Annotated in this window: 14 protein-coding genes; all 14 read left to right on the forward strand. The window is 71.6% G+C overall.

What is annotated here, in order from left to right; all coding sequences use genetic code 11:
• Positions 1-71: 71 nt before the first annotated feature.
• On the forward strand, positions 72-656 hold the full coding sequence (pyrR, locus tag AC27IY_RS25785) for a bifunctional pyr operon transcriptional regulator/uracil phosphoribosyltransferase PyrR (protein WP_487179426.1): 585 nt from the start codon (positions 72-74) through the stop codon (positions 654-656).
• Complete coding sequence (locus AC27IY_RS25790) at positions 653-1,570, forward strand: aspartate carbamoyltransferase catalytic subunit (protein ID WP_423452761.1); 918 nt, start codon at positions 653-655, stop codon at positions 1,568-1,570. Before pyrR ends, AC27IY_RS25790 begins: the two co-directional genes overlap by 4 nt.
• Positions 1,567-2,856 carry a dihydroorotase gene (locus AC27IY_RS25795; RefSeq protein WP_364445548.1) on the forward strand — a complete coding sequence of 430 codons (1,290 nt, stop codon included), beginning with the start codon at positions 1,567-1,569 and terminating at the stop codon, positions 2,854-2,856. Before AC27IY_RS25790 ends, AC27IY_RS25795 begins: the two co-directional genes overlap by 4 nt.
• The gene (carA, locus tag AC27IY_RS25800) at positions 2,853-3,962 is read left to right on the forward strand and encodes a glutamine-hydrolyzing carbamoyl-phosphate synthase small subunit (RefSeq protein WP_487179410.1); all 1,110 of its coding nucleotides are present in this window, start codon (positions 2,853-2,855) and stop codon (positions 3,960-3,962) included. Before AC27IY_RS25795 ends, carA begins: the two co-directional genes overlap by 4 nt.
• On the forward strand, positions 3,949-7,236 hold the full coding sequence (carB, locus tag AC27IY_RS25805) for a carbamoyl-phosphate synthase large subunit (RefSeq protein ID WP_423452759.1): 3,288 nt from the start codon (positions 3,949-3,951) through the stop codon (positions 7,234-7,236). The genes carA and carB overlap by 14 nt, the downstream gene beginning before the upstream one ends.
• A 39-nt stretch (positions 7,237-7,275) precedes the next feature.
• The gene (locus tag AC27IY_RS25810; protein ID WP_487179411.1) at positions 7,276-8,127 is read left to right on the forward strand and encodes a dihydroorotate dehydrogenase electron transfer subunit; all 852 of its coding nucleotides are present in this window, start codon (positions 7,276-7,278) and stop codon (positions 8,125-8,127) included.
• On the forward strand, positions 8,117-9,094 hold the full coding sequence (locus tag AC27IY_RS25815; RefSeq protein ID WP_344214789.1) for a dihydroorotate dehydrogenase: 978 nt from the start codon (positions 8,117-8,119) through the stop codon (positions 9,092-9,094). The genes AC27IY_RS25810 and AC27IY_RS25815 overlap by 11 nt, the downstream gene beginning before the upstream one ends.
• Positions 9,095-9,199: 105 nt before the next feature.
• A complete protein-coding gene (gene pyrF / locus AC27IY_RS25820; RefSeq protein WP_487179412.1) occupies positions 9,200-9,892 on the forward strand; it encodes an orotidine-5'-phosphate decarboxylase in 693 nt (230 codons plus the stop codon).
• A gap of 344 nt (positions 9,893-10,236) precedes the next feature.
• Positions 10,237-10,560, forward strand: coding sequence for an integration host factor, actinobacterial type (gene mihF, locus AC27IY_RS25825; protein ID WP_020541698.1), 324 nt, complete (start codon positions 10,237-10,239; stop codon positions 10,558-10,560).
• A gap of 122 nt (positions 10,561-10,682) precedes the next feature.
• Positions 10,683-11,270 carry a guanylate kinase gene (gene gmk, locus AC27IY_RS25830; RefSeq protein ID WP_423452757.1) on the forward strand — a complete coding sequence of 196 codons (588 nt, stop codon included), beginning with the start codon at positions 10,683-10,685 and terminating at the stop codon, positions 11,268-11,270.
• A gap of 3 nt (positions 11,271-11,273) precedes the next feature.
• Positions 11,274-11,543 carry a DNA-directed RNA polymerase subunit omega gene (rpoZ, locus tag AC27IY_RS25835; RefSeq protein ID WP_020541700.1) on the forward strand — a complete coding sequence of 90 codons (270 nt, stop codon included), beginning with the start codon at positions 11,274-11,276 and terminating at the stop codon, positions 11,541-11,543.
• Positions 11,544-11,551: 8 nt separating this feature from the next.
• Positions 11,552-12,769 carry a bifunctional phosphopantothenoylcysteine decarboxylase/phosphopantothenate--cysteine ligase CoaBC gene (coaBC, locus tag AC27IY_RS25840; RefSeq protein WP_487179413.1) on the forward strand — a complete coding sequence of 406 codons (1,218 nt, stop codon included), beginning with the start codon at positions 11,552-11,554 and terminating at the stop codon, positions 12,767-12,769.
• A gap of 179 nt (positions 12,770-12,948) precedes the next feature.
• Positions 12,949-13,242 carry a hypothetical protein gene (locus AC27IY_RS25845; RefSeq protein WP_449944875.1) on the forward strand — a complete coding sequence of 98 codons (294 nt, stop codon included), beginning with the start codon at positions 12,949-12,951 and terminating at the stop codon, positions 13,240-13,242.
• A gap of 143 nt (positions 13,243-13,385) precedes the next feature.
• Positions 13,386-14,573, forward strand: coding sequence for a methionine adenosyltransferase (metK, locus tag AC27IY_RS25850; protein ID WP_091076153.1), 1,188 nt, complete (start codon positions 13,386-13,388; stop codon positions 14,571-14,573).
• The last annotated feature ends 65 nt before the right edge of the window (positions 14,574-14,638 follow it).

Raw genomic sequence — 14,638 nt, forward strand, 5'->3', positions numbered from 1 at the left:
GGTACTGTGTGTCACGGCCAACACCCTTTAATGACCCGTCCCGTGAGGCGGGAAAGGCGGTGAGTTTCGTCATGTCCGACCCCCGGCCCGAGCCGCGGGCCGATGCGCGGGCGGTCCTTGAGGCCCCCGATGTCCACCGGGCGCTGACCCGCATCGCGCACGAGATCCTCGAACGCACCAAGGGCGGCGACGGCGTCGTCCTTCTCGGCATCCCCACCCGCGGCGCCACCCTGGCCCGCCGCCTCGGCGACCGCATCGAGCAGTTCGAGGGCGTCAAGATCCCCGTCGGCTCCGTCGACGTCACCATGTACCGCGACGACCTGCGGCTCCGGCCCGCCCGTCCGCTCGGCCGCACCGAGCTGCCGCCCGACGGCGTCGACGGCAAGATCGTCGTCCTGGTCGACGACGTCCTCTACTCCGGCCGCACCGTCCGGGCCGCGCTCGACGCGCTCAACGACCTCGGCCGCCCCACCGCCGTCCAGCTCGCCACGCTGGTCGACCGCGGCCACCGCGAGCTGCCCATCCGCGCCGACTACGTCGGCAAGAACCTCCCGACGGCCAAGAGCGAGAAGGTCAGGGTCTACCTGCAGGAGACCGACGGGCGCGACGCGGTGCTGCTGATGAAGGGCCTGCCGGCGAAGGAGGAAACCAGGTGAACCGCCACCTCATCTCCGCGGGCGACCTGTCCAAGGACGACGCCCTGCTCATCCTCGACACCGCCGAGGAGCTGGCGAGGGTCTCGGAACGTTCCATCAAGAAGCTGCCGACGCTGCGCGGCCGCACCGTGGTCAACCTGTTCTTCGAGGACTCCACCCGGACCCGCATCTCGTTCGAGGCGGCGGCCAAGCGGCTGTCCGCCGACGTCATCAACTTCTCGGCCAAGGGGTCGAGCGTGTCCAAGGGCGAGTCGCTCAAGGACACGGCGCTCACCCTGGAGGCCATGGGCGCCGACGCGGTAGTCATCCGCCACGGCTCCTCCGGCGCGCCGCACCGCCTGGCCAACTGGGTGCACGGCAGCGTCGTCAACGCCGGCGACGGCACCCACGAGCACCCCACGCAGGCGCTGCTCGACGCCTTCTCGATGCGCCGCCGCCTCGGCGGCCTCGAGGGCCGCAGGATCACCGTCGTGGGCGACATCCTGCACAGCCGGGTCGCCCGCTCCAACGTGCTGCTGCTGCACACGCTCGGCGCCGAGGTCACCCTGGTCGCGCCGCCCACGCTGCTGCCGGTCTCGGTCGGCGACTGGCCGTGCGAGGTCTCCTACGACCTCGACGCCGTGCTGCCCAAGTCCGACGTGGTCATGATGCTGCGGGTGCAGAAGGAGCGGATGAACGCCGCGTACTTCCCGAGCGAGCGCGAATACTCCCGCCGCTACGGGCTCGACCGCGACCGCTTCGCCAAGATGCCGGACGAGGCCATCGTCATGCACCCCGGCCCGATGAACCGGGGCATGGAGATCGCCGCCGAGGTGGCCGACTCGGCCCGGTCCACCATCGTGGAGCAGGTCGCCAACGGCGTGACCATCCGGATGGCCGTCCTTTACCTGCTCCTCGGGGGAGAGACCGCATGATCGTCGTCAAGAACGTCAGGATCCTCGGCGGCGAGCCCGCCGACATCAGGATCGACCAGGGCGTCATCGCCGAGATCGGCCAGGGGCTGAGCGGCGGCGAGGAGATCGACGGCGGGGGCGCCGTCGCGCTGCCCGGCCTGGTCGACCTGCACACCCACCTGCGCGAGCCCGGCCGCGAGGACGCCGAGACCGTGCAGACCGGCACCCGCTCGGCCGCCCGCGGCGGCTACACCGCCGTGCACGCCATGGCCAACACCTCGCCCGTCGCCGACACCGCCGGCGTGGTCGAGCAGGTGTGGCGGCTCGGCCGCGAGTTCGGCCACTGCGACGTGCACCCGGTCGGGGCCGTCACCGTCGGCCTGGAGGGCCGCCAGCTCGCCGAGCTCGGCGCGATGGCCGACTCGGCGGCCCGGGTGCGGGTCTTCTCCGACGACGGCCGCTGCGTGGACGACGCGGTCCTCATGCGCCGCGCCCTGGAGTACGTCAAGGCGTTCGACGGCGTCGTCGCCCAGCACGCCCAGGAGCCGCGCCTGACCCAGGGCGCCCAGATGAACGAGGGCGTCGTCTCCGGCCGGCTCGGCCTGACCGGCTGGCCCGCGGTCGCCGAGGAGGCGATCATCGCCCGCGACTGCCTGCTGGCCGCGCACGTCGGCTCCCGCCTGCACGTCTGCCACGTCTCCACGGCCGGCTCGGTCGAGATCATCCGCTGGGCCAAGTCCAAGGGCTGGGACGTCACCGCCGAGGTGACCCCCCACCACCTGCTGCTCACCGACGACCTCGTCGAGGACTCCCCGGTGGGCGCCTACAACCCCATCTACAAGGTCAACCCGCCGCTGCGCACCCGCGCCGACGTCGAGGCGCTGCGCGCCGCGCTGGCCGACGGCACGATCGACATCGTCGCCACCGACCACGCGCCCCACCCGGTCGAGGACAAGGAGACCGAGTGGTCGGCGGCGGCCATGGGCATGGTCGGCCTGGAGACGGCGCTCAGCGTCGTCCAGGAGGCCATGGTGGAGACCGGGCTGCTCGACTGGGCGGGCGTCGCCCAGCGCATGAGCGCCGTGCCGGCGCGCATCGGGCGGCTCTCCGGGCAGGGGCAGCCGCTGGAGGAAGGCGCTCCGGCCAACATCACGCTGTACGACCCGTCCGCGCGGACCGAGGTGGATCCCTCCGCCTTCGCGTCCAAGAGCAGGAACACCCCCTACGAGGGCATGACGCTGCCCGGCAGGGTGGTGGCCACGTTCCTGCGGGGCAGGCCGACCGTACTCGAAGGGAAGCTGGTTTGAACACGCCCGCCGTGCTCGTACTGGAAGACGGCCGCGTCTTCCACGGAACCGCCTACGGAGCCGAAGGCGAGACGTTCGGCGAGATGGTCTTCAACACCGGCATGACCGGCTACCAGGAGACCCTCACCGACCCCTCCTACCACCGCCAGATCGTCGCCATGACGGCGCCGCACATCGGCAACACCGGCGTCAACGACGAGGACCCCGAGTCCCGCCGCGTCTGGGTCGCCGGCTACGTCGTGCGCGAGCCGTCGCGGGTCGTCTCCAGCTGGCGGGCCAACCGCTCACTGGACGACTACCTCAAGGAGCAGGGCGTCGTCGGCATCGCCATCCCCGGCACCCGCGCCCTGACCCGCCACCTGCGCGAGCGCGGCGCCATGCGGGCGGGCATCTTCACCGCCCCCGCCGCGCCGGTCGAGGAGCTGGCCGAGCGGGTCAGGCAGGCGCCGCGCATGGAGGGCGCCGCCCTCGCCGGCGAGGTCGCCACGACCGAGCCGTACATCGTGCCCGCGATCGGCGCCAAACGGTTCACCGTCGCCGCCGTCGACCTCGGCATCAAGGGCATGACCCCGCAGCGCATGGCCGAGCGCGGCTGCGAGGTGCACGTGCTGCCCGCCGACGCCACCTTCGAGCAGGTCATGGCCGTCGAGCCGGACGGGGTGTTCCTGTCCAACGGCCCCGGAGACCCCGCCACCGTGGACGTCACCACGCTGCGCCGGGTGCTGGAGGCGAAGGTGCCGTTCTTCGGCATCTGCTTCGGCAACCAGATCTTCGGCCGGGCGCTCGGGCTGTCCACCTACAAGCTGCGCTACGGCCACCGGGGCGTCAACCAGCCGGTCCAGGACGTACGCACCGGCAAGGTGGAGATCTCCGCGCACAACCACGGGTTCGCGGTGGACGCGCCGCTCGACGGGCCCTTCGACACTCCCTACGGTCAGGCCGAGGTCAGCCACGTCAACCTCAACGACCGCTGCGTGGAGGGGCTGCGCCTGCTCGACGGCAGCGCCTTCAGCGTCCAATACCATCCGGAGGCCGCGGCGGGGCCGCACGACGCCGCCTACCTTTTCGACGAGTTCTGCGAGGTCATGAGCCGTGCCCAAGCGTGAGGACATCAGGTCGGTCCTGGTGATCGGCTCGGGGCCGATCGTGATCGGCCAGGCGTGCGAGTTCGACTACTCGGGCACCCAGGCGTGCCGGGTGCTGCGGGCCGAGGGCTTCCGCGTCATCCTGGTCAACAGCAACCCGGCCACGATCATGACCGACCCCGAGTTCGCCGACGCCACCTACGTCGAGCCGATCACCCCGGAGTTCGTCGAGAAGATCATCGCCAAGGAGCGGCCGGACGCGCTGCTGCCCACTCTCGGCGGCCAGACCGCGCTCAACACGGCGGTCGCGCTGCACGAGTCGGGCGTGCTGGAGACGTACGGCGTCGAGCTGATCGGCGCCGACTTCGACGCCATCCAGGCGGGCGAGAACCGCGAGCGGTTCAAGGAGATCGTCGCCAAGGTCGCCCGTGAGCACGGGCTCAACGCCGAGTCCGCCCGCTCGGTCATCTGCCACACCATGGACGAGGTGCTGGCCGGCGCGGCCGAGCTCGGCTACCCGCTGGTGGTGCGGCCCTCGTTCACGATGGGCGGCGCCGGCTCCGGCTTCGCCTACACCGAGGACGACCTGCGCCGCATCGCCGGCGCGGGCCTCGACGCCTCGCCGACCACCGAGGTGCTCCTGGAGGAGTCCATCCTCGGCTGGAAGGAGTACGAGCTGGAGGTCATGCGCGACAAGGCCGACAACGTCGTCATCGTGTGCTCCATCGAGAACATCGACCCGATGGGCGTCCACACCGGCGACAGCGTCACCGTCGCGCCCGCGCTGACCCTGACCGACCGCGAATACCAGAACATGCGCGACGTCGCGATCGCGGTCATCCGCGAGGTCGGCGTCGACACCGGCGGCTGCAACATCCAGTTCGCGGTGGACCCGCGCACCGGCCGCATGATCGTCATCGAGATGAACCCGCGCGTGTCGCGCTCGTCCGCGCTCGCCTCCAAGGCCACCGGCTTCCCGATCGCCAAGATCGCGGCCAAGCTGGCCATCGGCTACACCCTCGACGAGATCCCCAACGACATCACGAAGGAGACCCCGGCCTCCTTCGAGCCGACCCTGGACTACATCGTGGTCAAGGTGCCGCGCTTCGCCTTCGAGAAGTTCCGCGGCGCCGACCCCACGCTCACCACGCACATGAAGTCCGTGGGCGAGGCGATGGCCATCGGCCGCTCCTTCCCCGAGGCGCTGCAGAAGGCGCTGCGTTCCCTGGAGAAGAAGGACTCCGCCTTCACCTGGGCGGGCGAGCCCGGCGACAAGGACGAGCTGCTGGCCGCCTGCCGCACCCCGCACGACGGCCGCCTGCGCACCATGCAGCAGGCGATCAGGGCCGGCGCCACGCCCGAGGAGCTGTTCGAAGCCACGAGCGTCGACCCGTGGTTCATCGACCAGCTCTTCCTGCTCGACGAGGAGGCCGCGGCCGTCGCCGCGGCGCCCGAGCTGACCGCCGAGGTGCTGGGCCGCGCCAAGCGCCACGGCTTCAGCGACGCTCAGCTCGGCGAGATCCGCGGCATCGACGAGGCGCGGGTGCGCGACCTGCGCCACGCCCTCGCGCTGCGGCCGGTCTACAACACCGTCGACACCTGCGCCGCCGAGTTCGCCGCCAAGACGCCCTACCTCTACTCGACGTACGACGAGGAGAGCGAGGTCCCCTACGGCGAGCGGCGCAAGGTCATCATCCTCGGCTCCGGGCCCAACCGCATCGGCCAGGGCATCGAGTTCGACTACGCCTGCGTGCACGCCTCGTTCGAGCTGTCGCGGGCCGGGTTCGAGACCGTAATGGTCAACTGCAACCCCGAGACCGTCTCCACCGACTACGACACCTCCGACCGGCTCTACTTCGAGCCGCTCACCCTGGAGGACGTCCTGGAGGTGGTCCACGCCGAGCAGCAGACCGGGCCCGTCGTGGGCGTGATCGTGCAGCTCGGCGGGCAGACGCCGCTCGGGCTCGCGCAGGCGCTCAAGGACGCCGGCGTGCCCGTCGTCGGCACCTCGCCGGAGTCCATCCACCTCGCCGAGGAGCGCGGCGCGTTCGGGCGGGTGCTGGCCGAGGCCGGGCTGCCGGCGCCGAAGCACGGCACCGCGCTCACGGTGGCCGAGGCCAAGGAGATCGCCGACGAGATCGGCTACCCGGTGCTGGTGCGGCCCTCGTACGTGCTGGGCGGGGCCGGCATGGCCATCGTCTACGACGAGCAGACGCTGAGCACCTACATGGCGGCCCAGGAGGGCGGTCACCCGGTGCTCGTCGACAAGTTCCTCGACGAGGCCATCGAGATCGACGTGGACGCGCTCTACGACGGCGAGGAGCTCTACCTCGGCGGCGTCATGGAGCACATCGAGGAAGCCGGCATCCACTCCGGCGACTCGGCGTGCGCCCTGCCGCCCATCACGCTCGGCGGCCACGACATCAAGCGCATCCGCGCGGCCACCGAGGCCATCGCGCGGGGCGTGGGCGTGCGTGGGCTGCTCAACGTCCAGTACGCGATGTCGGCCGGCGTCCTCTACGTCCTGGAGGCCAACCCGCGGGCCTCGCGCACCGTGCCGTTCGTGTCCAAGGCCACGGCCGTGCCGCTGGCCAAGGCGGCGGCCAGGGTGATGCTGGGCGCGTCGATCGCCTCGCTGCGCGCCGAGGGCATGCTGCCGGCCGAGGGCGACGGCGGCACGCTGCCGCTCGACGCCGCGATCGCGGTCAAGGAGGCGGTGCTGCCGTTCAACCGCTTCCGCGGCGTCGACATCGTGCTCGGGCCCGAGATGCGCTCCACGGGCGAGGTCATGGGCATCGACGCGTTCTTCGGCATCGCCTTCGCCAAGTCGCAGGCGGCCGCGTACGGCGAGCTTCCGACCAAGGGACGCGCGTTCGTGTCCGTGGCCAACCGCGACAAGCGTGCGATGATCTTCCCTGTGAAGGCTCTGGCGGATCTCGGCTTCGAGATCCTCGCCACCGAGGGCACCGCCGAGGTGCTGCGCCGCAACGGCGTCCATGCCAAGATCGTGCGCAAGCACAGTGAGGGGCCTGGCCCGGGAGGTGAGCCGACGAGCGTGCGCGCCATCCTCGACGGCGAGGTCGACCTCATCGTCAACACGCCCTTCGGCAGCCCGGGCCAGTCGGGGCCGCGTCTCGACGGCTACGAGATCCGCACCGCCGCGGTGCTGCGGGGCATCCCGTGCATCACGACCGTCGCGGGGCTCGCGGCCGCGGCGGCGGGCATCCAGGCGATCGTCCGCGGCGACGTGGGCGTACGGTCGCTCCAGGAGCACGGGCAGGCGCTGCGGGGCTGAGCCCCGCAGGGGAGGTGAGGACGACTGGCCGGCACACCGGTGCAGGTGACGGGCACGGTGCTGACGACGCGCCGGGTCGACGCCTACCATGCGCTGACGGTGGTCGCGCCCGGCATCGCCGAGCGCTTCCGCCCCGGTCACTTCGTCTCCGTGGCCGTGGGCGGGACGCACACCTCGATGGTGACGCGCCGCGCGTTCTCCGTCCACGACGTCAAGTCCGACTACGGCGGCACGGTCGAGCTGGTCTTCACCGTACGCGGCCGGGGCACGGCCTGGCTGGCCGAGCGGCGCGCCCGCGACACGCTCGATCTGGTCGGGCCGCTCGGCCGTCCCTTCCCGCTGCCCCGTGACCCGGCGCACTGCGTGCTGGTGGGCGCCGAGTACGGCTCGGCCGTGCTGTTCCCGCTGGCCGACGCGCTGCTGGCGCGCGGCTGCCGGGTCGACTTCGTGCTGGGCGGCGCGGGGGCCGAGCGGGTCTTCGGCGCCATGCGGGCCCGCCGCATCGCCGAGACGACGACGCTGACCACCGAGGACGGCTCGCTGGGGCTGCGCGGCAAGGTCACCGACGCGCTGCCCTCGGTGATCGCCGACACCCGGGCCGACGCGGTCTACGCCTGCGGGCCGATGGAGACGCTGCGGGCGGTGACCGCAGTGGGCATGGAGTTCGACATCCCGGTGCAGGTGGCCGTCGAGGAGCGGATGGCCTGCGGCATCGGGGTGTGCATGACGTGCGTGATCCCGGTCATCGGGGAGGACGGGGCGACCAGGATGGTCCGGGCGTGCGCGGAGGGGCCGGTGTTCCGGGGGGAGCGGGTGCGGTTCGAGGACGTGGGAACGATCCCGTTCGACGCGCTCGGCGCCCCCGGAGGCGGTGCACGACATGTCAGTTGATATGCGTACGTTCCTGGCGCACGTGGAGCTCGCCAACCCGATCACCACGGCCGCCGGGTGCGCCTCCTCCGGGCGGGAGCTCGCCCAGTTCTTCGACCTGCACCGGCTCGGCGCCCTCACCACCCGCTCCATCACCATGGCGCCGCGCGCCGGCCGCCCGACGCCCCGCATGGCCGAGACGCCCTCGGGCATGCTCAACGCGGTCGGGCTGCAGGGGCCGGGCATCGAGGCGTTCCTGGAGCGCGAGCTGCCCTGGCTGGCCCAGCGCGGCATCAAGACCATCGTCTCCATCGGCGGCGGCACCGTCGCCGAATACTCCGAGCTGGCCCGCAGGCTCGCCGACGCGCCCGGCGTCACCGCGCTGGAGGTCAACCTCTCCTGCCCCAACATCGAGGACCGCGGCCGGATCTTCGCCCGCGAGGGCAGCGCCGCCGCCGAGGTCATCGCCTCCGTACGCTCGATCATGCGCTACGACGTGCCGGTCGTGGCCAAGCTCGCCCCCGACGTGGCCGACATCGTGTCCGTGGCGCGGGCCTGCGTGGACGCCGGCGCCGACGCGCTTTCCATGATCAACAATCCGCTCGGCATGGCCATCGACACCGAGGCCCTGCGCCCGTCATTGGCCGCCGTCACCGGCGGGCTGTCGGGGCCGGCCATCCTGCCGCTCGCCGTACGCTGCGTGTGGCAGGTGCACGCCGCGCTGCCCGGGGTGCCGCTCATCGGCATCGGGGGCGTCATGAGCGGCAGGGACGCCTTCCAGCTCGTCCTGGCGGGCGCCTGCGTGGTCGGCGTGGGCACCGCGCTGTTCCACGACCCCTACGCCTGCCTGCGCATCGAGCGCGAGCTTGAGGACCTCCTGCGGGCCCGCGGGTTCCAGCGGCTCGCCGACGCCGTCGGGCTGGCCCACCGCCCGCCGGGGAGCGCACCCAGGCACCTGCTCGTCGACACCGGGGAGAGCGCGCCGTGACACGCCCCGGCCCACTACGCATCTCAACCACGACGCACCTGAACCACGACGCACCTCAACCACGACGCACCCGAACCACGACCGAACGACCGAGGAGAGCACGACTTGACCCCCGCACCGATCGCCGTCGCACTCGACGCCCCTGACCTGGAGACCGCCGCGCGCTGGGCGTCGCTGGTGACTCCGCACGTCAGCACGGTCAAGGTGGGCCTGGAGCTCTACCTGCGCTACGGCCCCGACGTGATCGCCTCCGTGCGCGGCGCCAGCGGCGTGCGGGTCTTCCTCGACCTGAAGCTGCACGACATCCCCAACACCGTCTCCGGCGCCGCCCGCGCGGTCGCCCGCCTGCGGCCGGCCATCCTGACCGTGCACGCGGGCGGCGGCCCGGCGATGATCCGCGCCGCGGTCGAGGCAGCGCCGCACACGGCGATCGCCGCGGTCACCGTGCTGACCTCGCTGGACGAGGCCGACATGGAGCGCATCGGGCTCCGCGGCCCGGCCGGCGACGCGGTGCGCCGCCTCGCCGCACTGTCGGTGGAGGCGGGGGCCACCGCGCTGGTGTGCTCGCCGCACGAGGTGTCGGCCGTGCGGCGCGAGGTGGGGGACGGCATCACCCTCATCACGCCCGGCGTACGGCTGGCCGGCGCGGACGTGCAGGACCAGGCACGGGTGGCGACGCCGGAACAGGCTCTCGCCGACGGTGCGGACCTGCTCGTCATCGGCCGGCCCATCACCGGCTCCCCGGACCCGGGCGCGGCCGCCGCCGCGATCGCCGCCTCGCTGCGGCGCGCGTCCTGACGGGACACACCGGGGCACGGGCCGGTGCGGCCTGTCCGGCAAGATCATAGCGGGGTGCCATCCCAAGATCAAAGCAGGTTTCGGGCCTGGTGGGGACGGGGTTTCGGACATCGGCCCGGCGCGGGGACACGATCACCGCTGCGTTTCGCGACAGCGGCGGGATCGGACGTCCGTACGCGGATGTGAGGGCGATTTGATCAGCACTGTGTGATTTTACTGTCACCCACAGTGATGAAGTGGATTTTGTGAGGAGAGAAACTGCTCTTGGCGTTGCTTAGGGGGCGATGACCAGCTAGTTTCCCTTCCCGTCCGAGTACATCGACAGAAATTCGAGGTGACCCGGCGTGGCTCTTCCTCCCCTGACCCCTGAGCAGCGCGCCGCAGCCCTGGAGAAGGCTGCCAAGGCCCGTAAAGAGCGTGCCGAGGTCAAGAACCGGCTCAAGCATGGCGCGGTTTCTCTGGCTGAGGTGCTCAAGGATGGGCAGACCGACGACGTCATCGGCAAGATGAAGGTGTCGGCTCTGTTGGAATCACTCCCCGGCGTGGGCAAGGTCCGCGCCAAGCAGCTCATGGAGCGGCTTGCCATCGCCGAGTCCCGTCGCGTACGGGGCCTCGGCGCGAACCAGAGGGCCTCCCTCGAGCGCGAGTTCGGTGGCAACGAGAGCTAATCTCGGTTCCACACGGAAACGCGGGTTCAACAGGGGGTAGGAAAGTGACCGACAGGTCCTGGTCCGGCGGTGCACGTGCCCACGAGGCGGTCGGGCCGGGGGCGGAGGTCGGATTCCTGCCCATGAACGAACGACGCCTGACGGTCCTGTCGGGGCCGTCGGGCGTCGGCAAGTCCACGGTCGTCGCCGAGCTCCGGCGGGCACACCCCGAGGTGTGGCTGTCGGTCTCGGTGACCACCAGGAGTCCCAGGCCCGGCGAGGTCAACGGGGTCCACTACTTCTTCGCCGACGGCGAGGAGTTCGACCGGCTGGTGGAGTCGGGCGAGCTGCTGGAGTGGGCGGAGTTCGCGGGCAACCGCTACGGCACGCCGCGCGAGCCGGTGCTGAAGAAGCTCGCCGAGGGCGTCCCCACCCTGCTGGAGATCGACCTGGAGGGCGCCAGGCAGGTGCGCCGCACCATGCCGGAGGCCCTGCTGGTGTTCCTGGCCCCGCCCACCTGGGAGGAGCTGGAGAAGCGGCTGCGCGGGCGCGGCACCGAGCCGGAGGACGTCATCGCGCGCCGGCTGGCGGCCGGGCGCGTCGAGATGGCCGCCGAGCCGGAGTTCGACCTGACCTTGGTCAACACGAGCGTCCAGGACGTGTGCGACCGGCTGATAGCCTTGATGACTGACCCTCAGGGGGTCACGACTACCACCAAACGAGAGGTCTGAATCGTGGCAGGCACCGTTGCGGCCGCGGAGGGCATCACCAACCCGCCGATCGACGCGCTGCTCGACATCGTCGACAGCAAATACTCCCTGGTGATCATGGGCGCCAAGCGCGCTCGCCAGATCAACGCCTACTACTCGCAGCTCGGCGAGGGCCTGCTGGAATACGTCGGGCCGCTGGTCGAGACGCACGCCCAGGAGAAGCCGCTGTCCATCGCGCTGCGCGAGGTCTCCGAGGGGCTGCTGACCGCCGAGCCCATCGAGGGCGCGGCCTGACCCTTTCGATGAAGGTCGTCCTGGGCGTCAGCGGCGGCATCGCCGCTTACAAGGCGTGCGAGCTGGTGCGGCTGTTCACCGAGTCCGGTCACGAGGTGCGGGTCGTCCCGACCCGCGAGGCCCTGAATTTCGTGGGCGCGCCCACCTGGGCCGCCCTGTCGGGCAACCCCGTGTCGGCCGAGGTGTGGGACGACGTCCATCAGGTGCCCCACGTGCGGATCGGCAAGAGCGCCGATCTCGTCGTGGTGGCGCCGGCGACCGCCGACCTGCTCGCCAAGGCGGCGCACGGGCTGGCCGGCGACCTGCTCACCAACACGTTGCTCACCGCGACGTGCCCGGTCGTCTTCGCGCCCGCGATGCACACCGAGATGTGGCAGCACCCCGCCACCCGTGCCAACGTCGCCACGCTGCGCGAGCGCGGCGCGATCGTCCTCGATCCGGCCGTCGGGCGGCTCACCGGAGCCGACACCGGCCCCGGGCGGCTGCCCGACCCCGCCGAGATCTTCCAGGTCTGCCTGCGCGTGCTGCGCGGCAGGCCGCGCGACCTGGCCGGGCGCCGGGTCGTGGTGTCCGCGGGCGGCACCCGCGAGGCCATCGACCCCGTCAGGTTCCTCGGCAACCGCTCGACCGGGCTGCAGGGCTACGCCCTGGCCCGCACGGCGGCGGCGCGCGGCGCGGAGGTCACGCTGGTGGCCGCCAACGTCGCGCTGCCCGACCCGGCCGGGGCCACGGTCGTCCGGGTGGAGTCGGCGGCCCAGCTGCGCGAGGCGGTGCTGGCCGCGTCGGAGGGGGCCGACGTCGTCGTCATGGCCGCCGCGGTGGCCGACTTCCGGCCCGCGGACCGGCACGACATCAAGATCAAGAAGACGGACGGCGAGCCTGAGCCCATCCGCCTCACCAAGAACCCCGACATCCTCGCCGAGCTGGGCGAGCTGCGCCGCGCGGCCCGCGAGGCCGGGGGAAACCCCGTGGCGGCCGGGCCCGCGGTCATCGTCGGGTTCGCCGCCGAGACGCACGACGTGCTCGCCAACGGGCAGGCCAAGCTCGCCCGCAAGGGCTGCGACCTGCTGGTGGTCAACCAGGTGGGGGAGGGCCGGGCCTTCGGCACCCCCGACAACGCGGCCACCGTGCTGGTCGCCGGCGGAGAGCCGGTGGAGGTGCCGCTCGGGCCCAAGGAGGACGTGGCCGACGCCGTCTGGGACCTGGTGGCAGAGCGACTCCCGTGACCTGTGTCACAAAAGCGGCGAAAACGTACAAAGCGTGTTAGATCGATTACCCGATCACCTGTTGCGACATTCCACCCTGCCTGCGGATACTTGGGGCGGAGGGGGACGGAATGCCGCTGGGTTCTGCTGTCAGGGATCGGTGCCGGACGTTGCTCGGGGGGCAGGGGGACATCCATTACGTGTTCCCCGCGTCCGCGGTGGGGCCCGCGAGCACGGGACACTTCCTCGTCGTCGTCACGGAGGCGTCCATCGCGGTGCTCGCCACCCGTACGCTGAGGACCGACCGCCCGATCGGCGTGTACGCCGAGTTCCCGCGCATGACCCGCCTCGGCCCCGTCCTGCCGGGACCGGTTCTGGAGCTGGGCTCGATGGTGTTCGCCTTCGACGAGGAGTACGCCGCGGTCGTGGCGGCCGCCGACGCGGAGGTGTTCGCCCCCGAGACGCTGCCCCACGATCCGCTGCCGGACCTGTGACCCGCGCGACGCGAGCGTACGGATGGGGCATGGTTTCGCGACCCGGCACCCGGTAGGGCTAGACTTCGGCGAGGCCCCGGCGCGCGTCCCGATGTCCCGGGCCGTCGATACGTCAGCAGCCGCTGCATTGAGGAGCCACTGAGTTGTCACGTCGCCTGTTCACCTCCGAGTCGGTCACCGAGGGCCACCCGGACAAGATCGCCGACCAGATCAGTGACGCGATTCTCGACGCCATGCTCAAGGACGACCCCAAGAGCCGGGTCGCCGTCGAGACACTGATCACCACTGGCCAGGTCCACGTCGCAGGCGAGGTCACGACCGAGACCTACGTCGACATCCCCGGCGTCATCCGCGAGAAGATCCTCGAGATCGGCTACGACGCCTCCCACAAGGGTTTCGACGGCGCCTCGTGCGGCGTGTCGGTGTCCATCGGCGCCCAGTCGCCGGACATCGCGCAGGGCGTCGACGACGCCTACGAGCACCGCGTCGACGGTGACGGCGACGAGCTCGACCGCCAGGGCGCGGGCGACCAGGGCCTCATGTTCGGCTACGCCTGCCGCGAGACCCCCGAGCTGATGCCGCTGCCGATCACGCTGGCCCACCGGCTCTCCCAGCGGCTGTCGCAGGTCCGCAAGAACGGCACCGTCCCTTACCTGCGCCCCGACGGCAAGACCCAGGTCACCATCGAGTACGACGGCGACACGCCGGTCCGCCTCGACACCGTGGTCGTCTCCACGCAGCACGCGGCCGAGATCGACCTCAAGGAGATGCTGACGCCCGACATCAAGGAGCACGTGGTCGACCCGGTGCTCGCCGACCTCGAGATCGAGGTCGAGGGCTACCGGCTGCTGGTCAACCCGACCGGGCGCTTCGAGATCGGCGGCCCCATGGGCGACGCCGGCCTGACCGGCCGCAAGATCATCATCGACACCTACGGCGGCATGGCCCGCCACGGCGGCGGCGCGTTCTCCGGCAAGGACCCGTCCAAGGTCGACCGCTCGGCCGCCTACGCCATGCGCTGGGTCGCCAAGAACGTCGTCGCGGCCGGGCTCGCCGACCGCTGCGAGGTGCAGGTGGCCTACGCGATCGGCAAGGCGCAGCCGGTCGGCCTGTTCGTCGAGTGCTTCGGCACCGAGAAGCTGCCGGTGGAGCAGATCCAGGGCGCCGTGCTCCAGGTGTTCGACCTGCGCCCGGCGGCGATCATCCGCGACCTCGACCTGCTGCGGCCCATCTACTCCGAGACCGCCGCCTACGGGCACTTCGGGCGCGAGGGCTTCTCCTGGGAGTCCACCGACCGCGCCGAGGCGCTCCGCACGGCCGCCGGTCTCTGACCGATCTCCGGTGACGCCGGGAGGGCCGCCCTGAGGGGCGGCGCCTCCTGAGACGTCGCCTGCGC

The sequence above is a fragment of the Nonomuraea sp. B208 genome (assembly GCF_057536035.1).

What these genes read in the sequence shown, in the direction of transcription:
- pyrR (WP_487179426.1), top strand. Translation starts at nt 72, where the DNA reads ATGTCCGACCCCCGGCCCGAGCCGCGGGCCGATGCGCGGGCGGTCCTT.
- AC27IY_RS25795 (WP_364445548.1), top strand. Translation starts at nt 1,567, where the DNA reads ATGATCGTCGTCAAGAACGTCAGGATCCTCGGCGGCGAGCCCGCCGAC.
- AC27IY_RS25815 (WP_344214789.1), top strand. Translation starts at nt 8,117, where the DNA reads ATGTCAGTTGATATGCGTACGTTCCTGGCGCACGTGGAGCTCGCCAAC.
- gmk (WP_423452757.1), top strand. Translation starts at nt 10,683, where the DNA reads ATGAACGAACGACGCCTGACGGTCCTGTCGGGGCCGTCGGGCGTCGGC.
- coaBC (WP_487179413.1), top strand. Translation starts at nt 11,552, where the DNA reads ATGAAGGTCGTCCTGGGCGTCAGCGGCGGCATCGCCGCTTACAAGGCG.